The organism is Paracoccus wurundjeri, from assembly GCF_030678915.1.
Lineage (GTDB): Bacteria > Pseudomonadota > Alphaproteobacteria > Rhodobacterales > Rhodobacteraceae > Paracoccus > Paracoccus onubensis_A.
Map to the genome: position 1 here is coordinate 33,002 of NZ_JAUUTZ010000026.1, position 18,098 is coordinate 51,099.

17 protein-coding genes are annotated in these 18,098 nt (G+C 58.4%); 4 read left to right on the plus strand and 13 right to left on the minus strand.

Annotated features, from left to right (window positions below; genetic code table 11):
• The first annotated feature begins 77 nt into the window (after positions 1-77).
• Together Q0601_RS20115 and Q0601_RS20120 are read left to right on the plus strand one after the other, a co-directional pair.
• Positions 78-824 carry a GntR family transcriptional regulator gene (locus Q0601_RS20115; RefSeq protein ID WP_305291701.1) on the plus strand — a complete coding sequence of 249 codons (747 nt, stop codon included), beginning with the start codon at positions 78-80 and terminating at the stop codon, positions 822-824.
• A complete protein-coding gene (locus Q0601_RS20120) occupies positions 821-1,612 on the plus strand; it encodes an SDR family oxidoreductase (protein WP_305291702.1) in 792 nt (263 codons plus the stop codon). The genes Q0601_RS20115 and Q0601_RS20120 overlap by 4 nt, the downstream gene beginning before the upstream one ends.
• Before the next feature lie 64 nt (positions 1,613-1,676).
• Here the strand turns inward: Q0601_RS20120 and Q0601_RS20125 are convergent, their stop codons facing one another.
• From Q0601_RS20125 to Q0601_RS20145, 5 genes are all read right to left on the minus strand, one after another.
• Positions 1,677-2,429: an ATP-binding cassette domain-containing protein gene (locus Q0601_RS20125; protein WP_305291703.1), complete on the minus strand. Its 753-nt coding sequence runs from the start codon at positions 2,427-2,429 to the stop codon at positions 1,677-1,679.
• 16 nt (positions 2,430-2,445) lie between these two features.
• Positions 2,446-3,441, minus strand: a complete 996-nt coding sequence (locus Q0601_RS20130; protein ID WP_305291704.1) for an ABC transporter permease subunit — start codon at positions 3,439-3,441, stop codon at positions 2,446-2,448.
• Positions 3,442-3,493: 52 nt separating this feature from the next.
• Positions 3,494-4,966 carry an FGGY-family carbohydrate kinase gene (locus Q0601_RS20135; RefSeq protein ID WP_305291705.1) on the minus strand — a complete coding sequence of 491 codons (1,473 nt, stop codon included), beginning with the start codon at positions 4,964-4,966 and terminating at the stop codon, positions 3,494-3,496.
• A gap of 4 nt (positions 4,967-4,970) precedes the next feature.
• Positions 4,971-5,855, minus strand: coding sequence for a class II fructose-bisphosphate aldolase (locus Q0601_RS20140; RefSeq protein WP_305291706.1), 885 nt, complete (start codon positions 5,853-5,855; stop codon positions 4,971-4,973).
• Positions 5,856-5,972: 117 nt separating this feature from the next.
• Positions 5,973-6,917, minus strand: coding sequence for an ABC transporter substrate-binding protein (locus tag Q0601_RS20145; RefSeq protein ID WP_305291707.1), 945 nt, complete (start codon positions 6,915-6,917; stop codon positions 5,973-5,975).
• Between the two features lie 182 nt (positions 6,918-7,099).
• On the opposite strand from Q0601_RS20145, the gene Q0601_RS20150 reads away from it, so the two are divergent.
• Positions 7,100-7,936 (plus strand): MurR/RpiR family transcriptional regulator, encoded by an 837-nt coding sequence (locus Q0601_RS20150; RefSeq protein ID WP_305291708.1) that lies wholly within the window; start codon positions 7,100-7,102, stop codon positions 7,934-7,936.
• A 212-nt stretch (positions 7,937-8,148) separates the two neighbouring features.
• On the opposite strand, the gene Q0601_RS20155 is transcribed toward Q0601_RS20150, so the two are convergent.
• On the minus strand, positions 8,149-8,640 hold the full coding sequence (locus Q0601_RS20155) for an MFS transporter (protein WP_305291709.1): 492 nt from the start codon (positions 8,638-8,640) through the stop codon (positions 8,149-8,151).
• A 338-nt stretch (positions 8,641-8,978) separates the two neighbouring features.
• Here Q0601_RS20155 and Q0601_RS20160 point away from each other — a divergent pair, with 338 nt between their 5' ends.
• The gene (locus Q0601_RS20160) at positions 8,979-9,119 is read left to right on the plus strand and encodes a hypothetical protein (protein WP_305291710.1); all 141 of its coding nucleotides are present in this window, start codon (positions 8,979-8,981) and stop codon (positions 9,117-9,119) included.
• Positions 9,120-9,737: 618 nt separating this feature from the next.
• Here Q0601_RS20160 and Q0601_RS20165 read toward each other — a convergent pair.
• From Q0601_RS20165 to Q0601_RS20195, 7 genes are all read right to left on the minus strand, one after another.
• Positions 9,738-11,549 carry an ABC transporter ATP-binding protein gene (locus Q0601_RS20165; RefSeq protein WP_305291711.1) on the minus strand — a complete coding sequence of 604 codons (1,812 nt, stop codon included), beginning with the start codon at positions 11,547-11,549 and terminating at the stop codon, positions 9,738-9,740.
• 3 nt (positions 11,550-11,552) lie between these two features.
• Positions 11,553-12,488, minus strand: a complete 936-nt coding sequence (locus tag Q0601_RS20170) for an ABC transporter permease (RefSeq protein WP_305291712.1) — start codon at positions 12,486-12,488, stop codon at positions 11,553-11,555.
• Positions 12,485-13,462, minus strand: a complete 978-nt coding sequence (locus Q0601_RS20175) for an ABC transporter permease (RefSeq protein WP_305291713.1) — start codon at positions 13,460-13,462, stop codon at positions 12,485-12,487. The genes Q0601_RS20170 and Q0601_RS20175 overlap by 4 nt, the downstream gene beginning before the upstream one ends.
• Positions 13,459-14,439, minus strand: a complete 981-nt coding sequence (locus tag Q0601_RS20180; protein ID WP_305291714.1) for a nucleoside hydrolase — start codon at positions 14,437-14,439, stop codon at positions 13,459-13,461. Before Q0601_RS20180 ends, Q0601_RS20175 begins: the two co-directional genes overlap by 4 nt.
• Entirely contained in the window at positions 14,439-15,398 is a 960-nt protein-coding gene (locus Q0601_RS20185; RefSeq protein ID WP_305291715.1) for a nucleoside hydrolase, read from the minus strand. The genes Q0601_RS20180 and Q0601_RS20185 overlap by 1 nt, the downstream gene beginning before the upstream one ends.
• 240 nt (positions 15,399-15,638) lie before the next feature.
• Positions 15,639-16,520 (minus strand): dihydrodipicolinate synthase family protein, encoded by an 882-nt coding sequence (locus Q0601_RS20190; RefSeq protein WP_305291716.1) that lies wholly within the window; start codon positions 16,518-16,520, stop codon positions 15,639-15,641.
• 22 nt (positions 16,521-16,542) lie between these two features.
• The gene (locus Q0601_RS20195) at positions 16,543-18,090 is read right to left on the minus strand and encodes an ABC transporter substrate-binding protein (RefSeq protein ID WP_305291717.1); all 1,548 of its coding nucleotides are present in this window, start codon (positions 18,088-18,090) and stop codon (positions 16,543-16,545) included.
• Between the last annotated feature and the right edge of the window lie 8 nt (positions 18,091-18,098).

An 18,098-nucleotide genomic window follows, 5' to 3' on the forward strand; every position in this document is an offset into this window, starting at 1 on the left:
AATTTATTTTATTTTATTCTCATGCTAACGATAGCGTCGGCAAAGAAAGAAAAAGACGAAATGGAGGGGGAGAACGCATGAAGGCTGATCTTGGTCAAATAGATTCGACGACAATACAGTCGCAGGTTTACCAACGGCTTCGGGAAGCGCTCTTCACCGGCGATCTCACTCCGGGAGAGAGCCTGACGATCAGAAATCTGGCGACAGTACTGGGCACCAGCCCGATGCCGGTTCGTGAGGCTTTACAGAGACTTGTGGCAGAGCGCGCACTGGTTCAGATGCCCAATCGCACATTCCGCGTCACACCTTTCACACCTGACATGTTCCGGGAGCTGATGCGGGTCCGCATGACGGTCGAGGGTCTGGCGGCCGATCAGGCGGCACGGCGCATGACGGCAACCGGATTGCGCAAACTGACCCAGCTGAATGCCGCAATGATTCGCGGCATAGAAAACAGCGATCCGGCACAGGTAATGACCGCGAATCGCAATTTCCATTTCACACTTTACGAAATCGCCGAGATGCCCCAGCTTCTGGATATTATCAATGGATTATGGCTGCGTGCCGGTCCCTATCTGACCAACGCGCATCGCAAGCTGGTCGACCCGTTACCGTTCTTCCGTGCGGGAACCCTCTTTCACGAGCGTATCATCACTGCCTGCCAGTCACAGGCACCAAAGGCCGCAGCAACTGCAATGGCATGCGATATTTGGCATTCCGCCCGCCGCTTTCGGCGGGATGTTGATCTGATCAATACACCCGAGCCCGAACCGGCGCCGAAAAGGCCCCGCGGACGCCCAAAAAAATCGGAGAAACCCACATGAACCTGACGGGCAAGATCGCCCTGATTACTGCCGGAGCGGGCGGAATCGGACTCAAGATAGCCGAGCGTTTCGCCGAATACGGCGCACAGCTTTGCCTCTGTGACATCTCGCCGAATGCCTTGGCGGACGCGCGGAAACAATTTCCCGACGCGCTGGTGGTTCAGGCCGACATCTCCGATTCGGGGCAGGTTCATCGGTTGTTCGGGGAATTTTCCTCCAGGTTCGAACGTCTGGATGTCCTGGTCAACAATGCCGGCATCTCCGGGCCGACCAGACCCGTCGAAGATATCACCGACGACGAATGGGCGGCGACGTTAAACGTTAATCTGTCGGGCATGTTCTACATGGTCCGGGCCGCCATTCCGTTGCTTCGCTCGGCTGAAGGTGGATGCATCATCAACATGTCTTCGGTCGCCGGACGCATGGGAATGCCGCTGCGACTTCCCTATTCCGTATCGAAATTCGCGATTCGCGGGCTGACCGAGACCCTTGCCATCGAACTTGGAGAAATCGGCGTGCGCGTGAATTCGATTCTCCCCGGTCTCGTTGACGGGCCACGCGGACAACGGGTGATCGCCGAACAGGCCACAGCGAGCGGCATGTCAGCGGAAGAATACACCCGCATGTTCCTGCATAACATCTCGATGCATACTATGGTCCAGATGCAGGAAATCGCCGATATGGCAGCCTTTCTCGCCTCGGATCTCGCCCCACATGTTTCGGGTCAGTCCATCGGAGTCTGCGGCAATTTTGAAAGCTACAGGGCACCGTTGGTGATGGATCATTAAGCTGGGATCTGTAATTGCCGAGATCAGGTGGTGTTAATCCAAGAAAACAACCTGAAACTGTCGTTCAAGCCACCTGTGCCGGTGTTTTTCCGAGGATGATCATTTCCAGCAAATCGTCTTCCGTCACGTCGGCGGTGCGCACGGTTCCGACCAGATGGCCGTTCTTCAACACGCTGGCGCGGTCGCAAAGCCGCATGACTTGCTGTACATCATGATCTATCAGAAAGATACCCAGCCCCCGAGCCTTTAGCTCTTCAATGAGTTCACCCACCATTCGGGTTTCCTCGACACCCAATGCGGCTGTCGGTTCGTCCATGATCAGGATGCGCGCGTTGAAATAGACCGCCCGGGCAATCGCCACCGACTGTCGCTGACCACCCGAAAGATCCGCGACAGGTGATCCGAATTTTCGGAAATTCGGGTTCAGACGCCCCATGATGCGGCGGGTTTCTTCCTCCATCTCTGCACTACGCAGAGTGCCGAATGGCGAACGAAGCTCGCGCCCGAGAAACAGGTTGGCGGAGGCGTTAAGATTGTCGGCAAGCGCCAGCGTCTGATAGATTGTCTCGATATTGTAGCGGCGCGCGTCACGAGGGTTCGCGATACGGGCCTCTGCTCCGTTTACATGGATGGTGCCGGCATCGCGGGGATATGCACCTGCCAGAATCCTCATCAGACAGGATTTTCCGGCACCGTTATGTCCCAGTACGCCCACGACTTCGCCAGGATAAAGATCAATGGACACATTGCGCACGGCATGCAGGCCGCCGAAGGACAGTGAGATATTTCGCATTTCGACGAGAGGGGTATTTTCCATGACATCTCCTCCTGTTTCAGCGCCGGTTGCGGAAGCGGTCCAGCGCGACCGCCGCGATGATGATCAGGCCTTTGGTGATGAACTGCCAGACATCGGATACACCAACGAGAATCAGTCCATTCGTCAGCACGCCTATGATCAGCGCGCCCACGACCGTTCCCCAGACAGAGCCTGCGCCGCCGAACAGGGAAGCCCCACCGAGGATGACTGCTGCTACCGCGTCCAGTTCGTACATCATGCCCAGTTGCTGACCGTTGGCAGCGAAAAGCCGGGCGGAGGCCATAACTCCACCCAGCCCAGCCAAGATACCAGACAGCCCGTAAACCAGGACCAGGATGAAACCGACTTTGATGCCCGCCAGACGCGCCGCCTCGGCATTGCCTCCTATCGCATAGACATATCGTCCGAAGACGGTTCGGCGCAGGACAAACCATGACATGAGAACCACGCTCAGCGCGATGATAACCAACCAGGGAATACCCCAGATCGAGTCATTACCGATCACCGCATAGGGAAGATCCGAATTGAACACCGTTCGGTCGCCGCCCATCAGGCGTGCGACACCGCGAATGGCGGTCAGGCCGCCCAAAGTGACGATGAACGGCGGAAGCCGGATGCCGGCGATCAGGATGCCGTTCAAAAGGCCGAAGCCTGCTCCGACGGCCAGCGCCGCCGGGATTGCGAAGATCGCTATAGACGGGTCCAGTGAGACGATCAATCCCGCCATCGCGGCAGCGGCAAGAATGGCACCGACCGACAGGTCGATGCCACCGGTTAGAATCACGAATGTCATCCCACAGGCAAGGACGAGGTTCACGGATGTCTGCTGAAGGATGACAATAGCGTTCTGAAGCGTGGCAAAACGCCCGTTTGCGACTGAAAAGACAAGACAGAGAGCGATCAGCACGGGCAGCATCCCCGCAGTGGCCAGACCTGTCTGGATCCGCGCCCGAGCGGTCGGGACAGCGGGAGCCGCCGGCGGCGGTGCTATCGGATCGGCATCTGTAGGCATTGTCTGCTCTCCTGCTCTGCGGCTTGGTTCTCGCGGCCGGCAATGAAATGTGTCAGGGCGCAAGGAAATCCTGCATTTCACCTTTCAACCCGAAATAGGCGGTCTGCATCTGTGGATCGGGCCGAATCTTGCTGACCTGACCACGATCGCATGAGGTCAAATCCTCGAAGCTGTGCCAGATCCCGATCGCCAGACCGCCGATCATGGCAGCACCGATGCCGGCGGCCTCGGGAATATCTGCTGCGACAAGGGTACGGTTCAAAATTGCCGCCTTGATACGTGTATAGGCTCGATGTCTCCCGCCGCCACCCGTGAGCAGAATTTCCTGCGGGCAATAGCCCGTCTGCTCCTCGAACCGCGTAACGCTGATCGAAAGCCACGCGGCCAGCCCCTCATAGGTGGCACGGGTTAGTTCGGCCTTGCTCGTCCCTGCATCGATTCCCGCCATGCGCAGACGCGCATCACGCCGGTTCCATGGCGAGCCGGACCCCTGAAGGTAAGGCGCCACGCGAACACCACGGCAACCCGGCGGCACTCCGGCGACGATCTGATCGTCCGCAAGGCCGAATTGCCGCGCTATCCAGTCGATGGCAGCCCCCGAGGTCGGGATATGCCCCGACAACAGGAACTGACCGGAAACGGCATGGGGATAGCAGTCGTATTCTCCGTCCCCAACCTCCTCATAACTCAGGGGGTGATCCACAAGTGCAATCAGGGATTCTGCCGTTCCTGCGGAATTGACGAAGGTTCCCGGCCGGGTCATTCCCGCACCCAGACCGGCGCAGGGATGGTCGTGGCCGGCATTGACCAGCGGCAGCCCCTGCGGCAGGCCCGTCAGCCGCGCCATGTCAGCCGACAGATGACCTGCAACACTGGCCTGAGGCAGCAGCTCAGGCATCGCTGCCCGTCTGACGCCCGCAATCGCAAGGTGGTCGTCCGACCAGTCCAGTCGGTGCCGGTCGGCAAGCCCCGTCCGCGCAGCCAGCGCAGGATGTGCCACATGCGCACCGCCAAGACAGAATAGAGCATAGTCCGAAACCGAGAACCAGCGTGCCACGCGACCGACAACATCGGGCTGGTGACGACGCCACCAGATCTGACGCCAGATCGTGTAGATGTCGTCATCCACCATTCCGGTCGTATCGAACCAAGAGGCCGCATCCATTCCTGTGTCGGCCCGGTATGGTCCGGTCCTGCGGTCATACCATGTGGGACATGGCAATGCGGGCCGGTCATCACGGTCCAGCCCAACGAAACTTTCACCAATCGCCGCGACCGAAAGCACAGCGATCCGGCGCAGGTCGTATCCGCCGGCCTCCAGATCGGCGGCAGTGTCGGACAGAAGCGCAATCAGCATCTGAACCAGATTGCTCAGATCGAATTCGCTTGCATCGGCGGAAGAGCTATGGATCACCATTGGCCGACGGTGGACGCTAAGGACCCGTGCATCTGCATCGATTGACACGGCCTTCACATTCGTTGTGCCGATATCAATGCCGACGATGATCGGAGTCCGCGCTTCCATAGGATCAGCCTTGCGTCTTCTGCCATTCAAGGAAGGCACTGGCGCGGCCTTTCGATCCCAAATCAGACATCTTTTCGGCAATGACAGCTTGAGCGGCACGCTGCGCCGGAACAAGCGCATCGATCACTGCAATCCCGTCCGAATTGGAATCGTAGACGGATTTCATTCCCCGATTGTATGCCGTGATCATATCCGAGAACAGGATGACCAAGGCAACGCCGGCCTGCACGGCCTCCTGCATCATGGCAGGTGGCGTGCCCGAGCCTCCATGCAGGCAAATCGGTACCCCCGTCGCCTGCCGCAATTCGCGAATGCGGTCGATCGCAAGTGAGGGAGTAGCTTTTTCCTCGCCATGGGCAGAGCCGTGGACATTGCCGATCGCCGGCGACAGAATGGTTGCGCCGCTTTCCTTCACCAGTCGCACGGCCTCTTGTACATTGGCCAGATCGTCTTCTCCCTGCACGGCGCCATGTTCCATATGGCCAATAGCAGCCTCGACCATCACGCCCAACGGATCGGCGACACGAACCACCTCGCGAACAGCGGCGATATTGTCTTCCAGCGCTTCTTCCGCGGCATCCAGCATCACACTGCTGCATCCCGCCCGTATAGCATCCATCGTATCGGCCAGGCTTTCTCCGTGATCGAGACTCAGCCCCACCGGAACGCGCGACATCCCCGCCAGATGCTTGGCAATCGCTGTCAGCGTGTCGAACCGCGTGATCTGCCGACTGTCCGGATGGATGCGAATGACCACCGGAGAATTTTCTGCTTCCGCAGCGGCGACAGCTGCCTGAATGACTTCTAGGTTCATGCTGACGAAGGCCCCAACGGCATAGCCGTTCTCCGAGGCGTGGGTGAGCATCTGTTTCAGCGGAACGATCGGCATGGGAATCCTCTGGTTGATTTGCAGTTACCTGGGAGAACCCTGTCACCCGACAGAGTTCTGCCTCAGGATGACGCCACCCTCGCATCAGAAAGGCGCAGCGCATTCGCGGGCTCGCCGTTATTGTTCGGCGTCCCATCCCTGATATTGCGCGACATTATCGCGGGTTATCAGTTCGGGTGCGACAAGCATGACCGGCTCGTCGATGGTCTCGCCATTCTTCAGTTTGATACCGGCTTCAACTGCCGCACGCGCCAGCATCCGTGGAAGTTGGGCCGACGACGCAACGATCATGGTATCGCCGGTCAGTGCATCCACGATATCGGGAGAACCATCGACCGTCGTGATGATGATGCCTTCACGGTTTAGTTGCTTTGCAGCAAGGTCGGCACCGATTGCGGAGGGGTCGTTGATCGTAAAGATCGCAGCGACATCTGGATTGGCAATCAGCAGGCCGGTCGTCACCTCCAGCCCTCCATCGCGCGTCCCGACGCCATTCTGATTGTCAGACAGGATCGCGATATCCGAATGTTCGGAAAGGACCTCCTTACAACCCTCGACCCGATCAATCACACCGGAAACCTGTGGGCCATTGACAATGATGACATTGCCCTTTCCATCCAACTGCTCGGCAATATACTGGCATGCCTGCTTTCCCGCAGTGACATTGTCCGTTGTGATCGTGGCACCCGCACCGCTTGCCGTATTGTCAACCGCGATGACCGGGATACCGGCGCTTTCCGCCCGTTTGACAGCCCCGCCGATCGCCTGGCTATCAACCGCCGATACAATGATCATGTCGACACCGGCCTGAATGAAATTGTCGAACTGGGACGATTGTTTGGCCAGATCGTAATCGCCCGAGACGATTGTGGCGCTGGAACCCTCACCGCCCAGTTCCTTTACCGCAGAGTCGATGCCGCTGGCGATTGCACCGAAAAACGGATTGCCCATATCCACAACCGTCACGCCGACCTTCAACGGAACATCCTCGGCCATTGCCGGCATCGCAACCTGCAATACCGCAGCAATCGCCGTCGCACATGTGAGTATATGATATCTCATGATAGATTCCTCCCCCAGTCGCCTCGGGCTACACCGCACTGATCTTGTGCATTGCCTCTCCCAAGTCACGATGAGAAAATACACGAAACAAAACGTCCCGCAATGATAATTTTTATATATGGAGGTTCATTTTGTCCCATATCCAAAAACCCGCGGCGAGTAGCGACGTCATAACAGAAGAGATGAGCCTGGCTGAGCGGGCAGAAAGCGTGCAGCTTTTTCCGGCCGAGCGCCGAATTCTGACACAGCTGCTTGAGATCGACCTCTTTACCCTGGGCTCGATGACCTCATCGGATCTGTCCGAAAGGTCAGGCGCAAGCCGATCCAGCATTGACCGCCTGTCGCGCAAGCTTGGCTATGGCGGCCTGAAGGGCATGCGACGTTCGCTACTTGAGGAAGCAAAGAGGTCAGGCGGCGGGTTACGACCTGCGGATGTGGACACATCATCGCTGACCGGCATCGCCCAAAGGGTGCTTCATGATCTGGGCGATCGGATTGAACCCTTCATGCGCAGTCTATCGCAGCCGCATCTTCTGGATCAGCTTGTGAGCTGGATCCTTTCAGCCAGATGCATAGGATTCTTCGGGGCGGGTGAATCCGCGGCGGTATGTTCTGCCATCTACCTGCGACTGATGCGCTTGGGTCTGCCGGTGCAGTTCAGTCAGGAACACCATACCCAGGTATCCGTTGCCGGCATGATGCGTACTGGCGATCTGGCGATCGTCGTATCCTATTCCGGTCGCTCGAAAAGCGTCGTTTGGGCCGCACGCACCGCCAAAGAAGCCGGCGCACATGTCGTTGCCGTATCCACCGCCACGGCTTCGCCGCTCAGCAAGATATCCGATTTGCACGTTGCGTTGCCACGTGCCGATGGCCTCCGCGGCAGTCCCGAGATCTACGACCGCATCCTGAGCGTTGCCCTTGGCCAGATCCTTTTTGACTGTATCGCAACACGCCGCCCGGATTTGTTGGAAACTGCAATGCAAGTGGATGACCTGTTTGGTGAGGATCGGTTGTGAGTCCCTGTACCCAAACCTGATTTACAGAACATAAGCTCGATTTGTCATTTGATATGAATGGAAAACTGTCGGTCAGGAGGCGCAGATGTTCATGTTGAGGACCAATCGGGTCATTCACGGGGGCCACATTCGAATCAGCTCCGAGCAAGCGAGACGCGGGGCCCTTTGATGCTTGGCGATCTATCAGGGGATTGATCGTGGTCGCTGCATCGTTACCCTGGCAATTTTCTTGGTAGCCAAATCAACGCGACGATGCCGACAATCAGCATGAGCACTCCGCCCATGCCTGCCGCGATATGCAAACCGATCAGGAAAGCTTCCCTGGCCGGCATGACCAGGTCCGGCGCAATGCCTGCTTTGTCGAGCGTTTCGTCGAATGTGCCAGCGACTCCGGGACCGTGCAACCGGAAGTTCAATGCGGCTAGCGACCCAAGCAGCGTAATGCTCAGCGCATTGCCCAGTTCATTGCTGGTTTCAGCGATTGATCCCGCCGCGCCCGCCCGCTCCGCTGGAACAGCGGACACTGCAACCTCGGCCACGAGGTTAAACGAAAGCCCGTACCCGATACCGGCGATCATGGTCGAGGTAACGAACGCAGCAACGCCAGACTCGGTGTGGTATTGGATGCCGCATCGATCGTGCATAATCAGGTTGTTGTAACGAATGACCTGCCGCTCCTGCTCGACCGCTTTCGCATACCCCATTTCGGACGCGAACCTGATTAGCGAACTCGGCGGATGATCCGTCCTGGGCATTCAAGGGCGCTGACACGCTGTAAACTCAAAAAAGCCTGCGCACATGAGGAGGCGCGGGCTCGATCATAAAACAACATGTTCACCCTAAAATACTCGTCGTTAATGCCGCGCGTATACTCGATCTGGCAGTAGCCGGGCTATGCGTAAGATTAGCCACGTAGATTTACTTACGTGGAGTTCAATTGGAGCGGATGGCAAGCACGAAGCTATAGTATAATCTAGCGGCGAGGTTCAGGATCAAGGATGAACCGGAGTTGATTGAGCAAAATGGATAGAACGGAGCGCTTATGAAGAAGTTCTTCCGTGGGCGCGTTGCCCATGCCATCCCTTGGATTCTAGGTGGCGCCGTCATTGCCATCATCTGGCTGGACTGGTGGTTTGGCTGGGGTATTCCAATGGGACATGGGCCAGACTTTGGCTATCGTTGATGAAAGTGGCTGGGGCGGTTTCGCGAGTAATTCTGCATAGGTAGTTCTACGCATACACGTCCGGCACTGCGGTTTTGGCACCGCAGTATGTGTAGTCCTTATCTTCCGCGCCTCCCTCTTGGGCGCGGGTTTTTTTCATTGGCTCCTGTGCTTCCGCATCAAACATTAGGAGTATAGCGAAGATGGATTCCTTAGCCCATGCCCCCACATGGCGCGGGCTATTTTTTGCACAACTCTACGTAGGTAATCTTACGGATTGGAACACCCAGACCGGCCCGATATCTTCTCTCTATTCGGTACTCACACTACAATTAAGCCCGTGCTACGGAACCAACGCGGACTTTTTCGTGCGCGATCAATCACCGCCTCCACCGTCACCGCCGCCGCCCCCCACTATTGTCGTCCCCATCCTCGCCCACGAGATTGATAACGTAAAGCGCCTTCGATTCTGCGGAAATGCCGGCCTGGGCGGGGATCGAGCCGAAACAATGGCTGTGCGGGAAGATCGATGCAGGATACGCGCAAACCCATGCCGCGGTCACCTCCGGCCTGACAGTTTTCTGTTTGATGATATCCGCCCGACAACCCGCCCCGGTCGAAATGACCCGAGCACAGTAATCATTTTTCGACCGTCAATTGCACGAAATGCCCCGGACTGATCTCGCGATATTGGCGCTTGGCCGGCTCGTAATCAGCCGCGCGATAGGGGCTTCTGATTTCGCTATCCGCGATACGGCGCGTCTGGCGTCGCGTTGGATCGGCAATCGGAACGGCGGCCATCAACTTGCGGGTATAATCATGCTGCGGGTTTTCAAATACAGACTGGCGCGGGCCTATCTCGACGATCTCGCCTAGATACATCACCGCCACGCGATGGCTGATCCGTTCCACGACCGCCATGTCGTGACTGATGAAAAGATAGCCTAGCCCCAGCTTTTCCTGCAAATCCAACATCAAGTTTATTACTTGCGCCTTGATCGACACATCCAGCGCCGAAACCGATTCATCGGCGACGATCAGCTTGGGATCCAGTGCGAGCGCGCGAGCGATACAGACCCGCTGCCGTTGGCCACCAGAAAATTCATGCGGGAACCGGTCGGCCATCGCCGCCGACAATCCGACCTGTTCCAGTAAAGTTCCGGCGCGTCTGATCGCTTCGGAAGAACTGGCAAGGCCATGCGCAATCATGGGTTCGGCAATCGCCCGACCCACCCGCATTCGTGGATTGAGGCTTTCAAACGGGTCCTGAAAGATCATCTGCGCCTCGCGCCGGATTTCGGCCAGGCTTCCCTGGTTGGCCTTGGTCACTTCCTTCCCGTCGATCTGCACCCTGCCCGAGGTCATCTTTTCAAGGCGGATCAGAGAGCGTCCGGTCGTGGATTTTCCGCAACCGGATTCGCCTACCAGTGACAGGGTTTCCCCGGCATGCAAATCGAAGGAGATATCCTCGACCGCATGGACCCGTCCGGCAATACGCCGCAATATGCCCTTGCGTACCGGGAAGCGGGTGATGAGATGTTCGACCTTCAGCACCGGGGCGATATCATGGCGAACCGTGTCGGCCGTCGGCGGCACCGGTGCGATCTCGCCCGTTTTCATGTCCACTACCGGAAAGCGTAATGGTCGCGGCTGACCTGCCATCGAACCAAGCTGCGGCACCGCCGATAGCAAAGCGCGCGTATAGGGATGGGAGGCCTTACGGAAGATCTGCCGAGTCGTATCGGTTTCGACGATATCACCGCGATACATGACCACGGTGCGATCTGAAATCTCGGCAACCACGCCCATATCGTGGGTGATGAACAGAACCGACATGCCCTCTTCCTGTTGGAGAGTCTTGATCAATTCCAGAATTTGGGCCTGAATCGTCACATCCAGCGCCGTGGTCGGCTCGTCCGCGATCAGCAGTTTCGGCTCGCATGCCAGCGCGATGGCGATCACCACGCGCTGACGCATCCCGCCTGAGAAATTCATGGGATATTCGCCCAGCCGTGCCTTGGCCGAAGGAATACGAACCTTGTCCAACAGACGGACCGCCTCGGTCGTGGCAGTCGCATGGTCAAGCCCGCGATGCTGCATCAGAACCTCGGTGATCTGGTCGCCGATCTTCAGCACCGGATTCAGCGAGGTCATTGGTTCCTGAAAGATCATGCCGATCCGGTTGCCACGTATCTTCTGCATTTCTTCTAACGGCAGAGACAGCAGGTCGCGCCCGTCAAAGCCGATCCGTCCCGAGGATCGCGCATTGCCGCCCAGAAGCCGCATCACCGACATCGCGGTCACGCTTTTCCCCGAACCGGATTCCCCGACGACGGCGACGGTTTCCTGCGGCCCGATATCGAAGCTGATATCACGGATGACATCGCGCCACTGCCCGCCAGTCCTGAATGAGGTGGTCAGGCCCGAAATCGAAAGTATCGGATTGGACATGGATCAGCCCTCCCGCCGGGGATTGAGGATATCGCGCAGGGCATCGCCGATCAGATTGATCCCCACGATAAGAAGCAACAAGGTCAGCCCCGGAAAGACACTGATCCAGTAATCGCCCGACATCATGTAATCGAAGCCGTTCGAGATCAGCAGGCCCAGTGAAGGCTCGGTCACCGGCAGGCCGATCCCCAGGAAGGACAGCGTCGCCTCCAGCATGATCGCATAGGCCACGCGCATTGTGGCGACGACGATCAGGGGTGGCAGGCAATTGGGCAGGATGTGGCGGAAGATGACGCGGCGATCCGGCAGGGCCATCGACCGCGCGGCATCGATATAGGCGCGCTTGCTTTCCACCAGCGCCGAACCGCGCACGGTCCGTGCGTAATAGGCCCACTGCGTGACGACCAGAGCGATGATGATCTTATCGACCCCCTGCCCCAGAACGGCCAGCAGGATCAGCGCGATCAGAATGGCCGGAAAACTTAGCTGAATATCGACGATCCGCATCAGCACCGCGTCGGTCCGGCCGCCGGCATAGGCGCTGATCAGTCCGATACCGGCTCCGATCATCAGCGCGATTGCGGCGCTGACGACGCCCACCAGGATTGAGGTCCGCAGCCCATACAGAATGGCACTGAACAGATCGCGTCCCTGATCGTCCGTGCCCAGCAGATAGATCATGCCGGTCATGCTTTCGGATCCCGGCGCCAGACGGCCGTCCATGATGTCGAGCTGGCCCAGATCATACGGATTCTGCGGAGCGACCAGTGGCGCGATCAGGGCGATAAGCACCAGCAGGCCGACGATGATCAGTCCCGCCATTGCCAGAGGATTGTGCAGCATTGCCCCGACCGTGCGACGGAACGGCGAGATCGCGGGAAGGGCTGTCGTTCCGACTGCCTCATGCACAGAGATCTCGGGTTGAGAAGACCGGGTCATCGCGAAGCTCCTTCCAGGCGAACTCGCGGGTCGACGACCGAATAGAGGATGTCCACCAGCAGGTTGATGAGGCTGAACATGACCACCGTGATCATCAGGTACGCGAGGATCACCGGACGATCTAGCACTGCGATCGCGTCGATGATCAGTTTACCCATGCCGGGCCAGGCAAAGATTGTCTCGGTCACGACCGCGAAGGCGATCAGTGAGCCAAGCTCCAGCCCGATGACAGTAATCAGCGGGATAAGGGTGTTTTTCAGCACATGCACCCGCAGGATCCGGTGTTCGGTCAGGCCCTTGGCCCGGGCGAAGCGTACGAAGTCAAGCTGCATCACCTCCATCACACCGGCGCGGGTCAGGCGGATCACCAGCGAGATCTTGAACAGGGCAAGGTTGAAGGCTGGCAGGATCAGATGCGTCCAGCCGTTCAGTGTCAGAAAGCTGACGGGTACGCCGAAGATGTCAACGGTATCGCCCCGGCCCGAAGCGGGCAGCCAGCCAAGCTGCACGCTGAAGCTCAGGATCATGATCAATCCGATCCAGAAGGTCGGAAGGCTGAAGCCCAGGATCGAAAAGGTCATGATCGATTTCGAGACAAGACCATCCGGCCGCAGCCCTGCCCGAATGCCCAGCGGGATACCAATCACCAGCGCCATCAGAAGCGCCGTGAATGCCAGTTCCAGCGTGGCGGGCATGCGTTGCAGGATCAGATCCAGCGCGGGCTGGTTGAAGACAAAGGAATTGCCAAGATCGCCCGTCAGCGCTTTCGACACGAACAGAAGATATTGCTCCCATACGGGACGGTCCAGACCGAATGCCTGAATGATCTCCAGCCGTTCGGCAGGCGTCGCCGAAGGGCTAAGCAACACGTCGACCGGATTACCGATCATATACAGACCGACAAAGACCAGAACGGACATGACGATCAATGTCATGATGGCCTGAAGAATGCGGCTTAGAAGATAGCTGCTCATGCCTTGATCTTCCTTCCTTCGGGTATCGGGTAGGGTGGTGTACCGATACGCGCGATACGGGTTGTGACAAGCCGCCGGTATGCTGCTTCGTCAACGTCGCGCATGACGACAGCATTCGGCGGCAGCCCGGATTTGCCATAGGGATCTATCCAGGTCTGCCCCGCAGTGGGTCCGCAAAGCGTGACCCCTATAGCGGCATCGGCACCGGTGAAAAGCCTGGGCTGCAGGAGAAACGCGATCGTCATCGCATCGTGAATCGGGCCGCCGGGGCGGCCATAGCGCTGAATGTCGCTGCGGTCAAAGCTTCGCAACAACCCCGCCAGCGCCCGTCCGGCAGGACCATCCGATACTTCCAGCTCCACGAGATCCATCTGCGTGAACAGCGCCAGCAAGGTCACATCTAGCGGGAACAATGTCAGCGGCACCCCCGATGCGAAGACGATTGCAGCAGCATGGGGATCGGCGTGAATATTGTATTCCGACCACGGCGTGCGATGGCCGGGCGTAGCGAAGGCCCCGCCCATGACCACGATCCGATCGATACCCTGCGCGATATCAGGATCGAGACGCAGGGCCAGCGCGATATTGGTCAGCGGTCCAATCGCGCATATGGTGATCTGCCTTCCCTCGGATATGGCGAGCCGGGCCTGATCGACGATGAAAGAGATCGCCGAAACCCGCTGCGGCAACAGATCGGTCGGCGGCACGATCTGATCAGAAAACACACCGATATGGGCGTATTTCCCCATGACCTGATCGCGCAGTAATGGCCGAGAAGCGCCGGCATGAACAGGAATGTCACACCGTCCGGCCAGCGCCAGCAGCTTGCAGGCATTACTGACGCTAGCTTCCAATCCGACATTTCCTGCAACCACGGTCACACCCAGAACCGTCAGTTCGGGAGAAGCCAGCGCCAGCAGGATGGCTGCGGCATCATCGACGCCCGGATCCGTATCGATGATGATCTCGACCGGCATCAGGCGACACCCTCGGCGGCATAGCGCGACAGACGATCAAGAAAGAAGGCGATGACGCCTTCGGCATCCACCTGCGTAACGATATCGGCATTCGGTTCCTGCCCGGATTTGCCGTACCAGTCGGCGATGGTCTGGCCCATGCATAATTCGCTTTCATATTCAACGAAAATCTTTGCACGGCGCGTCTGGAAAAGCCGGGGGACAAGTAACCAGGCAATGACGAGCGGATCATGCAGCGGTCCCCCCCGGGAGCCGTAGCGTTCCACCTGGTCGCGGTCCCAGAACGCCATCAGCTCGGCCAGCCTGTCCGCGATGCGGCCACTGACGCGGGCGAATTGGCTGACATGCTCGGGTCTGAGGATAACCTGATGCGTCGCGTCCAGCGACAGCGCCACGATCGGGATTCCGCTGGAAAACACTACATGCGCCGCATGGGGATCGACCAGCATGTTGAACTCGGCTGTCATGGTACGGTTACCCGGCTCGCGATAGGCGCCGCCCATCATCACGATCCGATCGACGCCGGTCGCGATCCGGGGATCGATCCGCAAGGCCACGGCGATATTCGTCAACGGACCAAGGCAGCACAGCGTGATTCTATGCCCGCTACCGGCCGCCAGAGTCAGTCGGTCGATCAGGAAATCCACCGCGCCGATGGTCTCAGGCGGCTTCACCGGCTCGGGCAGCCGGGTATTGCCCAGACCGGTATCGCCGTGAAACTGGCCATAGATCGGTTCGCGCAGCAGTGGTCGGGCGCAGCCCGGAAAGACCGGGATATCGCTCCGCTCACCCAATTCGCAGATTTGCAGCGTATTTCGCAGTGTCTGCAACAATGGTTGGTTGCCGGCGACCGGCGTGATCCCAAGAATATCCAGTTCGGGTGACACGAATGCCGTGAGAAGGGCAATGGAGTCATCAATGCCTGGGTCGCAGTCAATGATGATCGGTATCGCAGTCATTCTGTTCTTCCTGACAAGACTAATATTCGACAGACCGCCGGAACGCCGGCGGGCAGATGGTTCGGTGATGAGTCGTTTCCAGCGGGAGACCCGATTCAGCGCATGTTGCGTCTGCCCGAATTCGCTTTCTTTCCTCTTCCCCCTTCTTCTTTGTCCAAATACCTCGGGGGTCCGGGGGCAGCGCCCCCCGGCCATCGCGGGACGCAAATAACCGGCATTTTCGATTCAGCGCGTCACGCTCTAAAGCGCTCCGACCCTGCGCAAGACCTGCGCAATTTCGGCCCGCGCGTCATCGGATAATGGCTCCTGCGGGGGGATCGGATTACCGACCGCGAATCCCTGAAGCTCAAGCGCAGCCTTGATGCACGCTGCGATGGAATATTTGGCGAAGATCTCGTTCACCCGCCAAAGCGGACGCTGCAAATCCATCGCTCGCGCCCAATCACCGGCCTTTGCTGCCTCGTAAAGCGCGATACTTTGACGTGGCACGATGCAGGCCGGACCGGCCATCCAGCCCAGACCTCCGATCATCAGCACACAGGCCGGGATATGGGCGGATGCGGCAAAGACATCCAATCGCCCCTTCGTGCGCTCGATAATCGACAAGAGCCGTCCGGTATTGGTCGAGGCATCCTTGATATAACGGATATTGTCGATCCGGCTCAGCCGCTCAATCACCGGCAGACTCAGATCAGAGCGCTGGAACTGGGGATTGGTATACAGCACGACCGGCCGGCCCTTGGCTGCATGCGCAATGGCGGTGAAATAGGCTTCAACGCCGTCATCCTTGATCGGGAAATAGGCTTCTAGGATGGCGAGGATACCATCCGCCCCCGCCTCAACCATCGCCTCGGTCTGCTGGACCGCGTGCCTGATTGAGGTCGAGGCCACGCCAGCAACCACCGGAACACGCCCGCGATTGGCTGCAATTGTGGTCCGCACCACGTCCAGGCGCTGTTCATCCGAAAGATAGGCGAATTCGCCGGTACTGCCCAGCGGTGCAAGTCCGTGAACACCATTCGCGATCAGATGTTCGACCAGATCGCTAAGCACCGGCATATTCACCCCGCCCAGTTCGTCGGTCGGGGAGACCAGATAGGGAAATACTCCGTGAAAAGTCATCTGCGGCTCCTGTTTCCGGCGCTTATTCGGCGGTGACATAATAGGGCAGCGTATAGCCGTCAGACCTGCCTTCGTAATTGATTCCGGCCTTCATCGCCCACGTATTATCCAGGAAAAACAGCGGGATGATTCCCATATCGGCAATGGCGATCCCTGTCGCTTTCTGTAACATCGCCTCACGTTCGTCATCGTTCAGTGTCTTACGAGCCTGATCCAGCGCTGCGTCGAATTCCGCGCTGGAATAGCGGCCGCGGTTGCCTTGTCCGGCATTATCGCCATAGGTTTCCAGCAACGGACCAAGTACACCCGAGGCTTCGCCGGTTTCAACGGCTGCGCCACCCATGATCAAACTGAATTCCTGTGCCGAAGCGCGGGTGAAATAGACGCTGCCAGGAAGCGTCTCAACCGAGGTGTTCACACCGATGCGCGTGAAGAATTGCCCGATCGCCTGCGCGATCCGCGAATCGTTGGGATAACGGTCATTGGATGCGTGGAAGGTCAGGCTGAACCCATCGGGATAGCCCGCCCCGGCCAGCATTTCCTTAGCCTTTTCGGGGTCATAGGTCTCGACGGGCAGGGCAGGATCGTAGCCGAAATACCCTTCGGGAACCACCTGCCCTGCCGGTGTGCCCTGCCCATCCATGATCCGGTCAACGATGGCTTCGCGATTGAGCGAAAGCGACAATGCACGGCGGATTTCGGGTTTCAGCAGCGGATTCGTTCCATCGGGCGCCTTGGCATAGGGCGAGTTGTCGCGATCCTGATCCATGTGTAGATACATCAGGCGGTTGCCGGTCGTCATGACGACTTGAAGCCCGTCAGAGCCTTCCAATCGACGGGTATCGGCAGTGGGAATGCTTTCGATCAGATCGACATCACCTGACAACATCGCAGCAACCCGTGCGTTGCTGTTCTTGAACACGCGGAAAATCACCTTGTCCCATTCCGCCTTTTCACCCCAATATGCGTCATTTCTGGCGAGAACGGTGGATTCGTCGGGCGTCCAGGACACGAAGCTGAAAGGTCCCGTGCCGATCACACCGTCGCCCTTGTTCATGTCTTCGGTCGTCGTCTTTGCATGTTCCGACGGCATAATTGCGATTCGGCTTAGATTGTTCAGCAGCAGCGGCGTCGGCCCGTCCGTGGTGATGCGCACGGTCAGCGGGCCGACCGCCGTCACCTCGGTGATCGCCTTGACATAAGCGTTGAATGAGCTGGGGCTGTTGGTCGCCGCCAGAGGCACGCGCTTGATGCTTGCAACCACGTCTTCGGCAGTGAAATCGCTGCCGTCATGGAACGTCACCTCGGGACGCAGCTTGAATTCCCAAGTGATATCGTCAATCCGTTCCCAGCTTTCGGCCAGTGCGGGCACGATTTGCTGGCGTGCATCCTGATTGACCAGCCCATCGAAAATATTGCGGGCCATCGCGCTGTTGGGACCGACGACATAGAATTGCGGATCCATCGAGGTTGTCGATGCAGCAAGCCCGACCGTGAGATCCCGCGCCATCGCGGTCAGCGGCAAGGTTGCAACCGACATAGCCACAGCTGCTGTAGCAAGAATTTTCATGATAGCCT

What these genes read in the sequence shown, in the direction of transcription:
- Q0601_RS20195 (WP_305291717.1), bottom strand. Translation starts at nt 18,090, where the DNA reads ATGAAAATTCTTGCTACAGCAGCTGTGGCTATGTCGGTTGCAACCTTG.
- Q0601_RS20180 (WP_305291714.1), bottom strand. Translation starts at nt 14,439, where the DNA reads ATGCCGGTCGAGATCATCATCGATACGGATCCGGGCGTCGATGATGCC.
- Q0601_RS20125 (WP_305291703.1), bottom strand. Translation starts at nt 2,429, where the DNA reads ATGGAAAATACCCCTCTCGTCGAAATGCGAAATATCTCACTGTCCTTC.
- Q0601_RS20145 (WP_305291707.1), bottom strand. Translation starts at nt 6,917, where the DNA reads ATGAGATATCATATACTCACATGTGCGACGGCGATTGCTGCGGTATTG.
- Q0601_RS20155 (WP_305291709.1), bottom strand. Translation starts at nt 8,640, where the DNA reads ATGGGGTATGCGAAAGCGGTCGAGCAGGAGCGGCAGGTCATTCGTTAC.
- Q0601_RS20160 (WP_305291710.1), top strand. Translation starts at nt 8,979, where the DNA reads ATGAAGAAGTTCTTCCGTGGGCGCGTTGCCCATGCCATCCCTTGGATT.
- Q0601_RS20140 (WP_305291706.1), bottom strand. Translation starts at nt 5,855, where the DNA reads ATGCCGATCGTTCCGCTGAAACAGATGCTCACCCACGCCTCGGAGAAC.
- Q0601_RS20150 (WP_305291708.1), top strand. Translation starts at nt 7,100, where the DNA reads ATGAGCCTGGCTGAGCGGGCAGAAAGCGTGCAGCTTTTTCCGGCCGAG.
- Q0601_RS20175 (WP_305291713.1), bottom strand. Translation starts at nt 13,462, where the DNA reads ATGAGCAGCTATCTTCTAAGCCGCATTCTTCAGGCCATCATGACATTG.
- Q0601_RS20185 (WP_305291715.1), bottom strand. Translation starts at nt 15,398, where the DNA reads ATGACTGCGATACCGATCATCATTGACTGCGACCCAGGCATTGATGAC.
- Q0601_RS20120 (WP_305291702.1), top strand. Translation starts at nt 821, where the DNA reads ATGAACCTGACGGGCAAGATCGCCCTGATTACTGCCGGAGCGGGCGGA.
- Q0601_RS20170 (WP_305291712.1), bottom strand. Translation starts at nt 12,488, where the DNA reads ATGACCCGGTCTTCTCAACCCGAGATCTCTGTGCATGAGGCAGTCGGA.
- Q0601_RS20115 (WP_305291701.1), top strand. Translation starts at nt 78, where the DNA reads ATGAAGGCTGATCTTGGTCAAATAGATTCGACGACAATACAGTCGCAG.
- Q0601_RS20130 (WP_305291704.1), bottom strand. Translation starts at nt 3,441, where the DNA reads ATGCCTACAGATGCCGATCCGATAGCACCGCCGCCGGCGGCTCCCGCT.
- Q0601_RS20135 (WP_305291705.1), bottom strand. Translation starts at nt 4,966, where the DNA reads ATGGAAGCGCGGACTCCGATCATCGTCGGCATTGATATCGGCACAACG.
- Q0601_RS20165 (WP_305291711.1), bottom strand. Translation starts at nt 11,549, where the DNA reads ATGTCCAATCCGATACTTTCGATTTCGGGCCTGACCACCTCATTCAGG.
- Q0601_RS20190 (WP_305291716.1), bottom strand. Translation starts at nt 16,520, where the DNA reads ATGACTTTTCACGGAGTATTTCCCTATCTGGTCTCCCCGACCGACGAA.